The organism is Microcosmobacter mediterraneus, assembly GCF_031846265.1.
Lineage (GTDB): Bacteria > Bacteroidota > Bacteroidia > Flavobacteriales > Flavobacteriaceae > Microcosmobacter > Microcosmobacter mediterraneus.
Map to the genome: position 1 here is coordinate 232,672 of NZ_JAVRIA010000003.1, position 16,143 is coordinate 248,814.

At 31.6% G+C, this 16,143-nt stretch carries 13 protein-coding genes and 1 tRNA gene; 6 read left to right on the plus strand and 8 right to left on the minus strand.

Translation table 11 applies throughout. From position 1 onward, the window contains the following. Positions 1–13 precede the first annotated feature (13 nt). Positions 14–1,567 carry a peptide MFS transporter gene (locus RM697_RS07510; RefSeq protein WP_311427251.1) on the minus strand — a complete coding sequence of 518 codons (1,554 nt, stop codon included), beginning with the start codon at positions 1,565–1,567 and terminating at the stop codon, positions 14–16. A 30-nt stretch (positions 1,568–1,597) separates the two neighbouring features. Continuing rightward, positions 1,598–3,829: a S9 family peptidase gene (locus RM697_RS07515; RefSeq protein ID WP_311427252.1), complete on the minus strand. Its 2,232-nt coding sequence runs from the start codon at positions 3,827–3,829 to the stop codon at positions 1,598–1,600. Positions 3,830–3,990: 161 nt separating this feature from the next. Here RM697_RS07515 and RM697_RS07520 point away from each other — a divergent pair, with 161 nt between their 5' ends. Both RM697_RS07520 and RM697_RS07525 read left to right on the plus strand, forming a co-directional pair. Beyond that, on the plus strand, positions 3,991–5,292 hold the full coding sequence (locus tag RM697_RS07520; RefSeq protein WP_311427253.1) for a hydroxymethylglutaryl-CoA reductase, degradative: 1,302 nt from the start codon (positions 3,991–3,993) through the stop codon (positions 5,290–5,292). Continuing rightward, positions 5,285–6,202 carry a GYDIA family GHMP kinase gene (locus RM697_RS07525; RefSeq protein WP_311427254.1) on the plus strand — a complete coding sequence of 306 codons (918 nt, stop codon included), beginning with the start codon at positions 5,285–5,287 and terminating at the stop codon, positions 6,200–6,202. The genes RM697_RS07520 and RM697_RS07525 overlap by 8 nt, the downstream gene beginning before the upstream one ends. A 129-nt stretch (positions 6,203–6,331) precedes the next feature. On the opposite strand, the gene RM697_RS07530 is transcribed toward RM697_RS07525, so the two are convergent. From RM697_RS07530 to RM697_RS07555, 6 genes are all read right to left on the minus strand, one after another. After that, positions 6,332–8,485 carry a peptidylprolyl isomerase gene (locus RM697_RS07530; RefSeq protein ID WP_311427255.1) on the minus strand — a complete coding sequence of 718 codons (2,154 nt, stop codon included), beginning with the start codon at positions 8,483–8,485 and terminating at the stop codon, positions 6,332–6,334. A 94-nt stretch (positions 8,486–8,579) separates the two neighbouring features. Then, positions 8,580–9,869 carry a hemolysin family protein gene (locus RM697_RS07535; RefSeq protein WP_311427256.1) on the minus strand — a complete coding sequence of 430 codons (1,290 nt, stop codon included), beginning with the start codon at positions 9,867–9,869 and terminating at the stop codon, positions 8,580–8,582. Positions 9,870–10,140: 271 nt separating this feature from the next. Further along, on the minus strand, positions 10,141–10,698 hold the full coding sequence (gene lptC, locus RM697_RS07540; RefSeq protein ID WP_311427257.1) for an LPS export ABC transporter periplasmic protein LptC: 558 nt from the start codon (positions 10,696–10,698) through the stop codon (positions 10,141–10,143). Continuing rightward, positions 10,698–12,035 (minus strand): hypothetical protein, encoded by a 1,338-nt coding sequence (locus RM697_RS07545; protein WP_311427258.1) that lies wholly within the window; start codon positions 12,033–12,035, stop codon positions 10,698–10,700. The genes lptC and RM697_RS07545 overlap by 1 nt, the downstream gene beginning before the upstream one ends. A gap of 21 nt (positions 12,036–12,056) precedes the next feature. Continuing rightward, complete coding sequence (gene bamG, locus RM697_RS07550; RefSeq protein ID WP_311427259.1) at positions 12,057–13,364, minus strand: BamG family beta-barrel-assembly machinery protein; 1,308 nt, start codon at positions 13,362–13,364, stop codon at positions 12,057–12,059. Continuing rightward, positions 13,364–14,092, minus strand: coding sequence for a type III pantothenate kinase (locus RM697_RS07555; RefSeq protein ID WP_311427260.1), 729 nt, complete (start codon positions 14,090–14,092; stop codon positions 13,364–13,366). The genes bamG and RM697_RS07555 overlap by 1 nt, the downstream gene beginning before the upstream one ends. Before the next feature lie 103 nt (positions 14,093–14,195). Between RM697_RS07555 and RM697_RS07560 the strand changes: the two genes are divergently transcribed. The 4 genes from RM697_RS07560 (at position 14,196) to RM697_RS07575 (ending at position 16,142) form a co-directional block, all read left to right on the plus strand. Beyond that, positions 14,196–14,271: transfer RNA gene (locus RM697_RS07560), tRNA-Phe, on the plus strand. Between the two features lie 216 nt (positions 14,272–14,487). Further along, complete coding sequence (locus RM697_RS07565) at positions 14,488–14,835, plus strand: fructose 1,6-bisphosphatase (protein WP_311427261.1); 348 nt, start codon at positions 14,488–14,490, stop codon at positions 14,833–14,835. 13 nt (positions 14,836–14,848) lie between these two features. Further along, positions 14,849–15,667 (plus strand): cell envelope biogenesis protein OmpA, encoded by an 819-nt coding sequence (locus RM697_RS07570; RefSeq protein ID WP_311427262.1) that lies wholly within the window; start codon positions 14,849–14,851, stop codon positions 15,665–15,667. After that, entirely contained in the window at positions 15,654–16,142 is a 489-nt protein-coding gene (locus RM697_RS07575) for a Rab family GTPase (protein WP_311427263.1), read from the plus strand. The genes RM697_RS07570 and RM697_RS07575 overlap by 14 nt, the downstream gene beginning before the upstream one ends. The last annotated feature ends 1 nt before the right edge of the window (position 16,143 follow it).

A 16,143-nucleotide genomic window follows, 5' to 3' on the forward strand; every position in this document is an offset into this window, starting at 1 on the left:
GAGGGTTTGTATTTTAATTATCCGCTAATTCAAAGCCTTCAGCTTCTTCATATTTTAAATCTCTTTCTTGATCTTCAACACCATGAGTTAATCGTTTTAGTGGTTTTAAAATTGCAATAAACAAACCTCCTATTATGACTGTGAATATCACAATTCCAGCAAAAATGGTTTTCTCGCCATAATCGGTTGCAGATTCTCCTACAATACCTGCAACTTTATTTCCTAATCCTGTTGCTGCAAAATATACTCCCATCATTAAAGATGCATATTTAATAGGTGCTAGTTTTGTAATAAACGATAATGCTACTGGAGAAATACATAACTCTCCAATGGTATGGAATAAATAAGCTAAAACTAACCAAATCATACTTGAAGATCCTGATTTTTCAAATTCCATAGCTGCAAATACCATGAATAAAAATCCAAATCCCATAATGATAATACCTAAAGCCATCTTAAACAAAGATGAGGCTTCTCTACCTTTTAATTTTCGTTTAGCCCAATAACCAGCAACTCCTGTTGCGAAAAGGATAATAAATCCTGCATTTAAACTTTGAAACATTACAGTTGGTATTTCCCAACCAAATAACATTCTATCAGTATTGGTTTCTGTGTATAAATTCATTAATCCACCTGCTTGCTCAAAAGCGCCCCAAAAAATAATTACCATAATAAATGACAATAATAGTACAAGAAAACGATCTTTATAAGCTTGTGAATCTAGTTCTTTATATATCATCATTAATAAAGCAGCAATTGCTGTTAAGAATAAAAATAGTAATCCGTAGCCCCAACCTAAATAATACCATCCTATCCCAGATAATACAGCTAGAATGATTGTAAACGTAAGTTGTGTGGGTGCACTAGATAATTTAGAATATAATTTACCATAAGATATCTCATTTGGGTCATCTTTTGTTGGTTTTACAAAATTTCCAACATGTGTTAAATATTTTTGTCCATATAAATAGTTTATTAATCCTAGAACCATTACAATTCCTGCTAATCCAAATCCTGCATGCCAACCCCATTCTGCTACAACAAGACCTACAATCATAGTTGCTAGTAAAGAACCTAGATTAATCCCAATGTAAAAAATACTAAAACCTTTATCTCGTCTTATATCACCTTCCTTATAAAGTCCCCCAACCATTGTAGATATATTTGGTTTCAACAAACCAACTCCTAAAATTACAAGTCCTAGGCCAGTATAAAATGCCCAAATATCTGTTAGAACTAATACACCGTGTCCTAAACATAGAACAATTGCTCCTACCAAGACAGCCTTTTTTTGTCCAATTAATTTATCTGCTATCATACCTCCAGGAATTGACATCACATAAACCAACATGGTATACCATCCATAGAGTGCTAAAGCTTCTTTACTTGTCCAGCCTAAACCAGCACCTCTATCATCTCCAATAGTCTCAGTAGTCATATATAATACCAACAAAGCTCTCATTCCATAATATGAAAATCGTTCCCACATTTCTGTTAGGAATAGAATATAAAGACCTATTGGTTGCCCAAAAAGTTCTTTTTGATGTTGTTCAGTTACTGTTGCCATAAAATTTATATTAGTTAGTTATAGTTTAGTTTATCCTTTAATTTTTGAAGTTTCTTGTTTCTCTTCTTCTTTCATTTCTCGTTTATCTCCTAATGTTTTATGAATGAAGTTGGTCATTTTTTTATACAAATGTAACCTTGTATTTCCTCCATAAATACCATGATTTTTATCTGGATAAATCATCCATTCAAACTGTTTATCTGCTTGAATCAATGCTTCTACCATACGCATGGTATTTTGTAAATGTACATTATCATCTCCTGTGCCATGAATTAATAAGAAATCTCCTTTTAATTTATCTACATGATTTATTGGTGAGTTTTCATCATAACCACTGGGATTTTCTTGTGGTGTAGTCATATAACGCTCAGTATAAATGGTATCGTAAAAACGCCAGCTTGTTACTGGTGCAACAGCGATGGCCATACTAAACACATCGTTGCCTTTAAACAAAGCATTACTACTCATAAAACCTCCATAACTCCAGCCCCAAATTCCTATCCTATCTTCATCTATATAAGATCGTTTACCTAATTGCTTAGCTGCTTCTATTTGGTCTTCTACTTCGTATTTACCTAATTCATTTTGCGTAACTTTTTTAAATGCCGCACCTTTTAATCCCGTTCCTCGGCCATCAATACAAACCACTATATAGCCTTGTTGTGCGAGATGCTGATACCAATAATCATTGACTCCATTCCAACGATTGGATACTTGTTGCGAACCAGGTCCAGAGTACTGATACATAAATAAAGGATATTCTTTGTTAGCATCAAAGTCTGCAGGTTTTATCATCCACATGTTAAGGTCATTGCCATTAACGGAAATAGTACTAAACTCTTTTCTAGAGGTTTTATAATCTAAAAGTTTCTTGGACACCTTATCATTATCAACAATACTCTTAATGACATTACCATTTTTAGAGCTGTTTAGTGTATACTCTGGAGGTGAGGTTGCGCTAGAATGTGTATTAATGTAGTATGTAAAGTCAGCACTAAACGATGCACTATTTGTACCATCTGTTTTAGATAATCTAGTTTTCTTTTTACCATTTAAACCAATGCTGTAAACATCTCTATTTATTGATCCATTCTCTACAGATTGATAGTATATACGTTTATTATTAGCATCGTAACCATAATAGTTAGTAACTTCCCAGTTACCATCAGTAACCTGATTTATTAGCTCACCAGACTTATCATAATGATAAATATGGTTGAATCCATTTTTTTCGCTTGTCCAAATAAAGCTATGATCTTCAAGAAAAGTTAAATCAAAAGTAACATCTATATAAGCATCATCCTTTTCAGCAATTGCTAATTTAGAAGTCATGTTAGATGCATTAATCATCCACAGATCTAATTCATTCTGATGGCGATTCATATATTGAGCACTAAGGATATTAGCCTCATTAGTCCACTCTATTCTAGGTATGTAAAAATCTGAATATGATTTATCCACTTTTACTTCACTAGTAGAGTTATTTTTTAAATCATGAATATGTAACGATACCAGAGAATTTGCCTCACCAGCTTTTGGATATTTAAATACTTGTTGTGTTTGATATAACTCAGATCCATATACATCCATAGAAAATTCAGGCACATTGGTTTCATCAAACCTAATAAAAGCTATTTTGTTGCTATCAGCATTCCAGTCAAAGGCTCTCACAAAACTAAATTCTTCTTCATAAACCCAATCTGTAATACCATTAATTACTTTATTGGTTTCACCATCAGTTGTAATTTGTAATACCTTACCAGAGGTTAAGTCTTTAACATACAAGTTATTTAGGTATCCATAGGCAACTTTAGTTCCATCTGGAGATAAAGTAGGCTCTTGGATTTTATTATCAGAAATCTTTATTAAATCAGAATTATTGGTGTCTAAAACATAATAAATTCCTAATCGAGAACGTCTAAAAACAGGAACTTCTTCTATAGTTAATATAACCTTAGATTCATCATTATTGAAGGTGTAATCTATAAAGTATTGAATTTCTGATAAATCTGCAGAATTGACTAAAGTCTTCTCTTTTTCAAGTGTTTTGTAATTATAAATATCAATAGAAGATGTTCTGTTTGCTCTATCAAAATTTAATACTGAATATTGCTTGCCATTTTTCATAGAATGCAAAGACTGCATTCCTTGTGTTCTAAAAGTTCCGCTCCAAATATCCTCTAATGAGATTTCTTTGGTTTGAGCATGGATAGAAATAGCTGATAAAAAGGCAATAAAAGCGAAGAACTTAATAATTTTCATTTAGTTAATTTTTGTGCAAAATGATGCCAAGTTTACTAAAAATAATGCAAAAAACCCTAATTATTTACAGTAAATCGGTATTAAAACTATAACTCGAACAATTTTCGTACCAAGAGTACTATCTTTGTATTTACAACATTTTTAATGTAAAAAATACTTTAGTGAACGGTTTCTCCAAGTTAACAAAAACTGAAAAAATAGATTGGATTGTTAATGAATACTTTTCTAATCCAACTGAAGCTCAGCAACTTCTTAAACAATATTGGAATACAGATTCTAAATTACAACAGTTGCATGATGAGTTTATAGAAAATACAATATCTAACTATTATTTACCTCTTGGTGTTGCTCCAAATTTTATTATTAATAGCACTAACTACACTATACCAATGGCTATTGAAGAAAGCTCCGTAGTTGCTGCTGCTAGTAAAGCTGCCAAATTTTGGGCAGAACGTGGTGGTTTTACAACCAACGTTATTTCTACAACCAAAATTGGGCAGGTTCATTTTAAGTATTCTGGGCATTTTAGTGATTTGACCGAGTTTTTTAAATCGATTAAACCTAAACTTATTGAGGATACTAAACCTATTACCAAGAACATGGAAGCTCGTGGTGGTGGTATCTTAGATATTGAGCTAAGAGATAAAACAGCTTCATTAGACAACTATTATCAACTACACTGCTCATTTGAAACCTTAGATGCCATGGGAGCAAATTTTATAAACTCGTGTTTAGAACAATTTGCAAAGACGTTAAAATCTCAAGTTGAATCTCATCTTAATGAAACTATTGACATTATTATGAGCATCCTTTCTAATTATGTTCCCGAATGTTTAGTTAGAGCTGAAGTAAGTTGTGATGTTATTGATTTAAAAGATAAAGGCTTAGAAAATCCTCAACTATTTGCTGAAAAATTTGTCCAAGCTGTTGCCATAGCAGAAGTAGAACCTTATAGAGCAGTGACACATAATAAAGGAATCATGAATGGTGTTGATGCTGTAATATTAGCAACAGGAAATGATTTTAGAGCTGTAGAAGCTGGTGTTCATGCTTATGCTTCAAAAGATGGTCAATATAGAAGTTTAACACATGCTACTATTGTAGATAATATTTTTAAATTTTGGATAGAAATACCATTAGCACTCGGAACTGTTGGTGGTTTAACACGTTTACATCCTTTAGTTAAATTTTCTTTAGAATTATTAAGAAATCCCTCAGCAAAAGAATTAATGTCAATTGTTGCTGTTGCTGGATTAGCTCAAAATTTTGGAGCACTTCGTTCTTTAACTACTACAGGAATTCAGGAAGGCCATATGAAAATGCATTTAATGAATATTCTCAATCAGTTTGAAGCCAATACAAAAGAGAAAGATTATATCATAACACTTTTTAAGGATAAAGCTATAACACATAATGCTGTTGTTGAAGCTTTAGATTTATTTAGACAATCTAATAGTGATTAAAAACAAAACATATTACAGCAACGGAAAATTATTAGTAACTGGAGAGTACGTCGTATTAGATGGTGCAAAATCTCTAGCTGTACCAACTTCCTTTGGGCAATCTCTTACTGTAAAATATTCAGACAATGATGTATTACAATGGAATAGCTACGATTATACTAATTCCATTTGGTTTGAAGCTAATTTTAGTGTTGAAAACAACTTTGATATTTTAGACACAAATCATCGAGATATTGCTAATAAATTAAAAGATATTCTAAAATATATTCAACGAATACAACCAGAATTCTTTAAATATTCTAGAGGAAAATTAGTTGAAACTCACCTCGATTTTAATAGAGAATGGGGTTTAGGAACCTCATCAACATTAATAAACAACCTTGCAACTTGGTCTAATGTAGATCCATATATCTTACTAGAAAACACCTTTGGTGGTAGTGGATATGACATAGCTTGTGCCAAGTATAATAAGCCTATTACATATCAGCTATCTAATGATAGTAGAGTTGTAAATACTGTAACATTCAACCCTGAATTTAAATCTCATCTCTATTTTGTATACCTTAATCAGAAAAAAAACAGCAGAGAAGCTATAGCACAATATAAAGGCAATCAACCGATTTCTTTAGCTACAATTTCTGAAGTTAGCTCACTAACAGAAGCAATTATAGACTGTTCTAATTTATCAGAGTTTCAATTTTTGATACGCAACCATGAACTAATAATATCTAAAATAATTAATCAAGAGACGATTCAAAACAGATTGTTTAGCGATTTTAAAGGTCAGATAAAAAGTTTAGGAGCTTGGGGAGGCGATTTTATTTTAGTGGCTTCAGAAATTAACCCAAAAGCGTATTTCAAAGAGCTTAGGTTTTCAACAGTAATTCCGTATTCTGATATGGTTTTGTAGACTTTCTTGTTTATAATAATCTTCAATTCTATTTCTTTATCATCGTAATATTGCAATATCACGATGATAAAGAAATTTACAAAAAAAGCCGTACGTCATGTACGGCTTTTTTTCTAGTATATTTAATTACTAATAGAATGTAGCTCTATTATCATCTATATCTGCAACTTCTTTTAGTGCATTGTATACTTTAGATTGCGCTCCATTAACTCTGGCAGTACTTAAACGATTTGCAATTGCCGAATAGTTATCTAGAGGAGTAAATTCATTTACCTTGGTAACCTCTACCATAAATACGCCTTTTTCTCCATCAATAAGTTTAGAAGTTTCGCCTTCGTTTAATCCAAAAGCAGCACCAACCACTAATGGCTCAGGTCCTGCACCTGCTAATGTTGGGTTTTTCATGTTAACTGCTGCTGCAGTTCTTCTAGATTGACTTTGGTTTTTAGCTACATCTGCTACTGTTGTTCCTGTGATTTTTTCACGAATCATTTGTGCTTTCTTAGCATTTCTAATTTCATTCAATGCTATAGCTGATGCATTTTCTGCAGACATTAATCCTTCTTCTGTTTCATTAACTAATTGCACTATTACAAATCCTTTACCAGGAATAGAAAATCGTTTGTAATCACCAATATCAGTTCCATCTTCAAAAGACCATTTAACAATTTGTCTTTGAAAGCCTAAACCAGGAATATTCTCGTCCATTTTACCAAAAGTAACTGGTCTTACAGTTAAATCTTGTTCTTTAGCTAAGGTTTCTAGATCTCCATCTTTTAAGGCAATCTCAAACTTTTGAACGTTATTGAAAATTTGATCTTCTGTCTCAAGAGAAGCCTCTATTGTTTTTGCTATAGTGGCAATTTTAAGCGCTCTGTTTTTAGCGTTCTGTTTTAAAATTTCAATAATGTGATAACCAAAACTTGTTTTTACAACTTCTAAATCACCTACATTATTTTCAAAAGAGAAATCTTTAAATTCTGGTGCCATTGCTGCTTTGTAATCAAATTCTATTTCACCATCTTTTTCATTACTCACTTTATCTGAAGACAATTCTAAAAGATCTAAGAATTTTGCGCTTCTAGATGTAATAACATTGTAAATACTATCTGCAGTCTTTTTGGCTTGTTCATCAGTTTTAGTAACATCAGCTGCTGCACGTTGTCCACCAACGAAAGGAATTAAAATATGACGTACTGTTACTGAATCTGGTATTTGTTTTTCTACTACAACTTTAGAGACTTTATAGTAAGCTCCATCTTTATATGGTCCGTAATACTCACCAACATTTAATTTAAAAATACTATCTGCTATAGCAGGAACTAAATCTGCTTTAAATGTGAAAGTATCATTATAATTAATGTCAGAATTTAGATTAACATATTCTGAAACATCTTTAGCGTCTAAAAACCCAACAATGGTATCTGCAATAGTTACACCTTCAGCTTCACTGTAATCTACTCTTGTATTAAGACTCTTTACAAGATTAGCTTTCATATCTTCTTCATCTTGTGCTGATGCAATTTCTTGAAACTCTACAAACTTCACCTCCTTACTTGCCTCTACTTTATAGTCTTCTGGGTTTTTCTTTACAAAATCATTAATATCAGATTTTGTCACAGCAACTAAACTGTCGGCAATACTTGTATAAGGCACAAATACAAAGCTTAAATCTCTGGTTTGGTTTTCTAGTGCGTAATCTGCTTCTGCTTCACCTAAGGTAGCACCAACTCCAGCTTTAATAAGATTGTAATATGAAGTTTTAAGACCTCTTGCCGCAATACTTTGCTCATTATTAGTCCATTCATCATAATTAATTTGGAAGGTACCTAATTGCGCTCTCTCTGGTCTAATCGCTTCTAAATTAGCAACAAAAGCTTTTAGTTTACCTTCATCAAACGTTCCGGCTTCATTCTGAAATTCTGGGTAAGAACCAAAACCTGGTTTTAATAATTCCATCATCTGAGCATTTTCTACTGTTAGACCTAATTCGTCAAACTCAGTAGACATGATTGCTTTTTCTAATTCTTGATTCCAAACAGAATTTACAGCTTGTAACGAGGAGCTATTGCCTCTTAATCCTCTTTGAGCATTTTCTACTCTAAAAGCAAACTCATTACGCTTTATATCTTTGCCATTAATTGTACCTACAACGTCAGCAGAGCCACCTAATAAAGCGTCGCTGTTTCTAAACAAATCTGTTAATACAAAAGCAAATAATGCCATTGCTATAACTACAATAAGTACTAATGTTCTCTGTCTAATTTTATTTAATATTGCCATTCTATAGTTTTATTTCATTAAATAAGTGTGCGAAAATAGCGATTTTAGTGCGATTATAAAAGCTGAATAACGGTTTTTGCAACCTTATAACGTATTATTCTTCTGGAAGTAATTTAAGTCTTACAACTTCGATTTTAGATGAGGAGGCTTCCAAGATTTTAAATTGAAAATGATCAACCTCCACTAATTCATCTTTTTCAGGAATTCCTTCAGTAACACTCACAATAAAACCACCTAAGGTTTCGTAGTGATCACTTTCAGGAATATTGAGCTTGTAAGTCTCGTTAATGTAATCAACCTCTAGTCTAGCCGAAAACTTAAATACATGGTCTTCTATATGCTCTTCAACCATTTCCACGCTATCGTGCTCGTCTTCAATTTCTCCAAATAATTCTTCTACAATATCTTCAACAGTCATAATACCAGCAGTACCTCCATACTCATCAATAACTACTGCTATACTTTTACGTTTTTTTGTAAGGACGTTCATGATATCTTTTACGTACATAGTTTCTGGAACAAACTCAACTGGCATTGTAATAGACTTGATGGTTTTTGGTTTTTTAAATAAATCAAAGGAATGTACGTATCCTAAAATATCATCAATGGTATCCTTGTAGATTAGAATTTTTGAGCAACCTGTATCTATAAATTCTTTACTTAAATTTTCTATGGTATTAGAGATATCTATGGCAATAATTTCTGTACGTGGCACCATAACTTCTCTAGCTTTAACATCTGAAAATTCTAATGCATTCTGAAAGATTTGAATTTCACTATCTACCTCATCATGCTCTTCTATAGATTGCATTTGTTCTGCAATGTAGTTACCTAATTCTACTTTAGTTAAGGCTAAACCAACTACGTCTCCATCAGTTTTAAAAAAACGTTTTAAAACCGCATCAGAAATCCAAATGACGGAATCTGAAATAAACGAGAAAAGCATATAAAAAACGTAAGCGGGAAATGCCAATAGTTTTAATAAGGTATTAGAATAAATTTGAAAGAAAACTTTGGGTAAAAACTCAGCTGTAAGTAATATAATTAGTGTAGAGAGAACGGTTTGCGACAATAAACTTAAATCGTCTAAAAGGTAATTAATAACATTGTACTGAGATGGTAATATAGATTGAAACCAATGCATTAAAACATCTCCCATAACAATACCATAAATAACTAAGGCAATGTTATTGCCTATGAGCATTGTTGTAATAAATTTAGAAGGTTTTTTGGTTAACTTCTGAAGGATTTTAGCTAACAATCCATCTTGTTTTTTTTCTAACTCAATATGGATTTTATTAGACGAGACAAAAGCAATCTCCATACCTGAAAAAAAAGCTGAAAGCAGTAAAGAAAAAATAATTATAACGACATTACTGTCCATGAATTATTGATTTTTATTTTGTTCAAACTTTCGTCTAAACTTTGCTCTGAAAAAGAACATAAATAGAGCAAGTACTGCTAATCCTATGTACAGGTAAGATTTGTTTCTATTGATCGTCCAGATTTGGAATGCTTCGTAAGATAGAAGCACTGCAAAAACTAAATAGACGTACTGAAAAAACTTTAAAATCTTCATATTAAAACCTTTTGGTAGTACAAAGATAGTTAAAGATTAAAACTCTTTAATAGGTTAGGTAAACTAAATGCTTGTATTAATTCTCAAACTTTAGATCGCTATCATTCATACCTATAACACGCTTGTCTTTAAAGTCGATATCAGAATCTAAATGAAGACCATAAGTGTTAATTTCTGAAGATTTAATTTCAAACGGCTTATCGGTAAATAACCATTCTATCTCTTGATTGTAATAGAGCTGCTCTGTAAACAAGGAATCTTTAGTATGCGAAGCAACGACAACATTTCCTCTTAGATCAATTAAACCACTTTCATTGAATTGAACAGCATAATCTGATGTAATGATTGTTTTCCTAGCATCTTTATCAAATAAAATAAGATTAATCCCTTCTGGAAACTCAGAATATCCAAAATCTCTATTAGAGTAATCGAGCATTTTAGGACTTATTAGGTTAGCAGTGATTGCTCCAGAATCTGTGTATTTAAGGTTAATATCTTCAGCTACACCAATAGGAGCGTTTTGTAGCATTCCTATTTGCTGTACTTCTTTAAAGTTATTTTTACATTGAAAAAACATAGCCATAGTTATTACCATGGCTATGTTTGTTATAATATGTTTTAAGCTTAACTTCATTAAAGAGTTGGTACTTTAACCGATCTTCCAATCCAACAACCAATTTTAATAGTTTTTCCTGCCATACCAGAATTAAATATTTCTGCTCTAGTAGGTGCTTTTGCTTCGTAGTTTTTGCCACTTCCACCGCCTTTCCTAGCTTCTTGTGCAGCTAACCAAAATACAGCTCTTTTATTAAAGTTAGTATCTCCACAACGGTTTGCACTCTTAGCATACATGGCTGCAATTGATAAATGAGGTTTTCTATCCGAAGGATTTAGTTTTAAAGCTTCTTGATAATATTGTCTTGCTTTTCCGTAGCTACCTTTATCCTTAAAGTCTCTTGCAATTTTCTTGTAAAGCTTAGCCTTTTTTATTGGATCTGTTTCTAATTGTACCGTTTGATCAAAATATTTTTGCTCTCCAGTAAGTAAGTATAGATAGAATGCTGTATCAGCATTTGGCTCTATAGCATTTTTTTGCTCTACTATTTTTACAAACATTGGATCATCTTTACAACCTTTGGCATACATTTTATTCATAGCTCTTTGTAGCCAAACAGGATTGTCTTTATTGCCTTCAAAATCTTTTTGGTAAATAGGTATCAATACTTCACAATTAGCTCTATCACCAATTTTCTTATTCATTCCACTCTCAATTAGATCGTAATTTTTTAAATAACTTTCGTAACTTCTTTTTCTTTGACCATCTTTTTTAGACAATGTTTCACCAGCCTCTTCTTTAGCTACTAATTTATTTAATTTGTCTTGGTAAGCACTAACCTCAATTTCTACTTTCTCACTAACATCATCAAACTTATCAAACATCTTCTGAGCATCATCTGAAGTTTTAGCACCAGCATCATAAAGATCTACTGCTAATGAAAAATAAGTATAAAGTGCTTTTGGGTTTACGAAAGATTTTAAATCTTCTTTATACGCAGCATCAAATTCATTATACAACGCTTTATCGTCCATGTTAAATAATGCTTTGTTATCGTACTTTATCTGAGTAATTTCACTCTTTGTACCACCAACAGGATATTTTTTTGGATAAAATTCCATGCCTTTATTTAATAGTGCAATATGATCTTTCAACAAGGTTAATAAATCTTGTCCTTCAGCACTTTTTTCTTTGTGCTTTAGAATTCGTTCTCCATAAATATAAATGGCACTGTTAAACTTTGGGCATTTGTTTCTTACCAACATCCAAGGCTCATAAGCCTCATCGTAACGTTTTTGCTTTGCAAGATCAGAGAATACTTGCAGATTAGCAACACACTCTTCGTCTTGTTGAGCATAACTCACATTAAAACCGATTAACAGGGCAGCAATTATTAAAGTAATTCTCGTTTTCATCGTCTTTCTATTTTATTAGTGTTAGTTAAATTTTCGTTTTTGAAACCATCTATCATTTAATGATAAACTTATACTTAGCGTAAAGAAGTTTTCTTGAATTAAATTTTGGTTTGTTGTACCTCTCTGTCCAAACTCAAAACCAATATTAGCATTAGAGAAAGCTCCGCCTACTGGTAATCCTGCTCCAAAAGATATGCCAAACTCGTTTATAGATTCATTATTAATGTTTAAACCTGTACCTTCAAACCGAACTCCAGCTCTGTAAACCACTCGTTTAAAGTAACTTGAGAAAGAATTATAATCTGGAATAAAGAATCCTCCAAATGAAAAAGATGAGGCGTCTTCAAAAGTTGTACTACTATTAGTGATAATAGGGTTTGAAAACTGACTAGTGTTTACTTTAGTATATTCTGCTCCAACAAACCACTTTAATGGTTTCCCAATACCTGCACCAAAAGAAAAACGCGATGGTAATGTGAGGTCTGTCTTTTCTAAATTATTTAATGAAAGATCCTGATCAATAGTACTCACAACAAACTCACTACCAGTAATAGCATTAATTACCACAGAAGACAATGATCTTGTATTATTAGAAGTAAGATTACTTTTTGGTGTGTAAGCTACTGATGCCATAACCTCGTACTTATCATTAATCTTTGCGTTGTAGGCTAAACCAACATCAAAATTAAGACCACTTAAATCTGATCTGTTATCTTCTCTAGTTTGAAACTGTACAGGATTTCCTTGACTATCATAAATAAAGGCGATGGCATTATTTTGAACATTGCCAAAATTATACTGTCCATCTATTCCTATTCTAAAATTATTTGTTAATTGATAGGCAAATCCAATAAAGGCTTTATTTAGACCTCCTTCTCCACTGTATCTATTGGCTGGATCTCCTGCTGTATTTAGCGATTCTAATTTATAACCAACAGAGGTAAATGGCAATAAGCCAAAACCAAAACCAAATTTTCCTAAAGGCACATTTAGCGCCAAATAATCAAAGGTAGTAGAGCTAGCTTGCTCTTCTCCATTTGCTGCAATTAGGTTTAAACTATTATAACTTCCACCAACTGTAAATTTTACAGGTCTACTTTCGTTATTGTAACGTCTAATATTTTTTCCTGTGTAAAATGCTGGGTTTCTAAGGTTAATATGAATACTATCTGAGAAGATACTCAGTCCTCCCATACTTCTATTCTCAACCGTTCCTTTAAACTTTAAAGTACCTATTCCATAAAAAGAATAAGGTGATGCTGTTCCTTGTTGCGCATAACTTTTAATAGCAAAAACAGCAATAAAAACTATAATAAGTTTTTTAATCATTAGTCTGAGTTAAATTCTAAAATAAAGTTTAAACCTTCTAAAAGAAAATTAGAGTTCGCAAATATGCTACTTTTTAATTGCTTTGACAAGAATTCTGTATCTCCACCTGTTAAAATAACTGTTAAATCCTTGTATTTTGTTTTGTATTCTTTAACAACTCCATCAATTTCTTTAACAACACCATTAATAACACCAGAATGAATAGACTCTGCAGTAGAATTACCAACAATGGTATTTGGATGTTTTGTTTCTAATAACGGCAGGTTTGCAGTTAAATTATTAAGTGCTTTGTAGCGCAGTCTAATTCCTGGAGAAATTGCTCCACCTAAATAGTGATTGTTAGAGGTTATAAAATCGTAAGTAATACAAGTTCCTGCATCAATAATTAGCACATTGCTTTTATTGTAATGCTTTACTGATGCACTTACAAGAGCTAATCTGTCTGCTCCTACTGTTTTAGGTGTTTTGTATTTATTTATAAATGGTAATTTAAGTTCAGAATCTAAGATAATGAGGTCTAGTTCTTTTTTAAGTGTATTTATTTTAGTTTGGTTTAGTTTACCAACTGATGAGATTATAGCTTTATTAAAGACATACTTCCATTTTAATAGCTCTCTTAATCCTGATATTATTTTTTTTGTTTTAGTTTTATAAAGTTTTATCTGTTTTCCTTTAGAAAAAACAGCAAATTTTACATAGGTATTTCCAACATCTATAATAAGATTCATAAGCTTTTATAAGAATTCAAATTTACAAAAGGGTTTTTTTATATTTTTATTTTTGGGAATAATAAAAATGAACATATATTTGCATCCGCTTAATTAAGCAACTGGTGCCTTAGCTCAGTTGGTAGAGCAAAGGACTGAAAATCCTTGTGTCCCTGGTTCGATTCCTGGAGGCACCACCATCAAAAACCCAATTCAAATGAATTGGGTTTTTTGGTTTAAAGATTATTTTTCAGATTAATTGCTGATAACTATATAGTTTGTAAATATTTAGACTTTTAAAGAATAATAAACTTAGAAAACTATAAAATCATTAATTTTAATTAACAATGTGTACATTAAGCATAACTTTAATGTATTTTTGTGCTATTAGCAGCTAAATTCCCATCACAATGACAATGATTAAAGACAAAAAAGTAAATGGCGAAGTGAAAGAGACAAATTCTAAAATCGACGCTATTAAAGAATTAATTTTTGGAGAAAACATTCAAGCTTATAATTCTGAATTTGAATCCGTTAAATCCGACATACTTTCCAAAAAAAATGAGCTAGAACAGCTAATTAATGATATTAGAAAGGAACTACTTACTAGTATAGATAACCTAAGTACCGATCTTAATATTAGAATTACTGATCTAGAAGATGCTATGAACTCTAAGTTAGACACATTAGATAGTAAGAAAGTAGACAGAAAATTACTAAGCAACCTCTTCATTAAACTTGGTGAAAAAATAAGCGATCAATAAGAAATTTGTTCTTATGAATCAAGAAGAGAAACTAAGTATCATTAAAGATATTCTCCTTACTGATGAGCGAGAGTTTGCATCTTCTATTGAAAAAAAAATAAATATACTACAGACCACTCTCAATAAAAAAGAACATCTTGCCGATAAAGTAGACCCTATAATTGATGATAAACTTAATGCCTTTATAAAAGAAATCCCTCAAACATTAGGACCTACAATTACTGAAGCATTAAAAGAAGAAATAACCAACTCACAGGACGCTGTAGTTGAAGCCTTATTCCCTATTCTAGGTAAAATGGTAAAACGTTTTATACAGAATGAGATGAGACTTTTATCTGAAAAAATAAATAATCAATTAAATAAAACATTTTCCTTTAAACGCTTTTTTAGCAATCCAAAGTCTAATAAAAAAGGGGTTACCAAAGCGGATCGTATTTTACAAAAACAATTTAACCCAAAAATTGAACAATTAATTTTTGTCGAAAAAGGATCTGGTATTGTACTTGCGGAGTACTCCAAGGAAAAGGCTATAGATGAGGATATGGTTGCTGGAATGCTTACAGCAATAAAAAGCTTTGTAGAGGATGCTTTTAAAAAAGAAAGTCAAGATTTAAACTACATTGAATATGACCATTTCCATATTCATTTACAAAACTTCTCATCGTATTATATTGCTGTAATTGTATCTGGTGCATATAATGTTATCTTTAAAGATAAATTAGAGGATAAACTTTTAGAATTTACGAGTACATTTGTATCTTCTAAAGATTTGAAGAACAAAACTAAATTAACTCAAAAAATTAAAGATTTCTTTAATAATGACAGCTTCTAAAAAAATCGTTTTATTAGGTCATTTTGGCGTTGGTAAGTCTTCTCTAATCAGACGCTTTATAGAAAACATCTTTTCTGAAGATTATAAGGTTACAATTGGTGTTCATATCTCTAAGAAAAAGGTGGAAATTTCAGAAAACGAAGATGTGTCTCTGATTATTTGGGATTTAGAAGGACAAGATGATATCAAAAAAACGAGGTCTTCTTACCTTTTAGGTTCTCATGCGTTTATCTATGTTTTTGATTTATCAAGACCTGCAACATTTAATAATCTTGGTACTGAGCTTAATTTTTTAAAAGATCATTTTACTAATGTTCCTGTAAAAGTAGTTGGTAATAAAAAAGATTTAGTTACAAAGGATTATATATTGCAATACAACGATGTTTTTGATGACTTAGTCGATTATTACACGAGTGCAAAAACAGGTAGTAAAGTTGAAACTCTTTTTTCTAAATTAGCTAAAGAGCTGATTTAAA

Bases quoted from the DNA above. Each gene is read 5' to 3' on its own strand.
- RM697_RS07510 (WP_311427251.1), bottom strand. From the start codon at position 1,567: ATGGCAACAGTAACTGAACAACATCAAAAAGAACTTTTTGGGCAACCA.
- RM697_RS07515 (WP_311427252.1), bottom strand. From the start codon at position 3,829: ATGAAAATTATTAAGTTCTTCGCTTTTATTGCCTTTTTATCAGCTATT.
- RM697_RS07530 (WP_311427255.1), bottom strand. From the start codon at position 8,485: ATGGCAATATTAAATAAAATTAGACAGAGAACATTAGTACTTATTGTA.
- RM697_RS07535 (WP_311427256.1), bottom strand. From the start codon at position 9,869: ATGGACAGTAATGTCGTTATAATTATTTTTTCTTTACTGCTTTCAGCT.
- lptC (WP_311427257.1), bottom strand. From the start codon at position 10,698: ATGAAGTTAAGCTTAAAACATATTATAACAAACATAGCCATGGTAATA.
- RM697_RS07545 (WP_311427258.1), bottom strand. From the start codon at position 12,035: ATGAAAACGAGAATTACTTTAATAATTGCTGCCCTGTTAATCGGTTTT.
- bamG (WP_311427259.1), bottom strand. From the start codon at position 13,364: ATGATTAAAAAACTTATTATAGTTTTTATTGCTGTTTTTGCTATTAAA.
- RM697_RS07555 (WP_311427260.1), bottom strand. From the start codon at position 14,092: ATGAATCTTATTATAGATGTTGGAAATACCTATGTAAAATTTGCTGTT.
- RM697_RS07565 (WP_311427261.1), top strand. From the start codon at position 14,488: ATGATTAAAGACAAAAAAGTAAATGGCGAAGTGAAAGAGACAAATTCT.
- RM697_RS07570 (WP_311427262.1), top strand. From the start codon at position 14,849: ATGAATCAAGAAGAGAAACTAAGTATCATTAAAGATATTCTCCTTACT.
- RM697_RS07575 (WP_311427263.1), top strand. From the start codon at position 15,654: ATGACAGCTTCTAAAAAAATCGTTTTATTAGGTCATTTTGGCGTTGGT.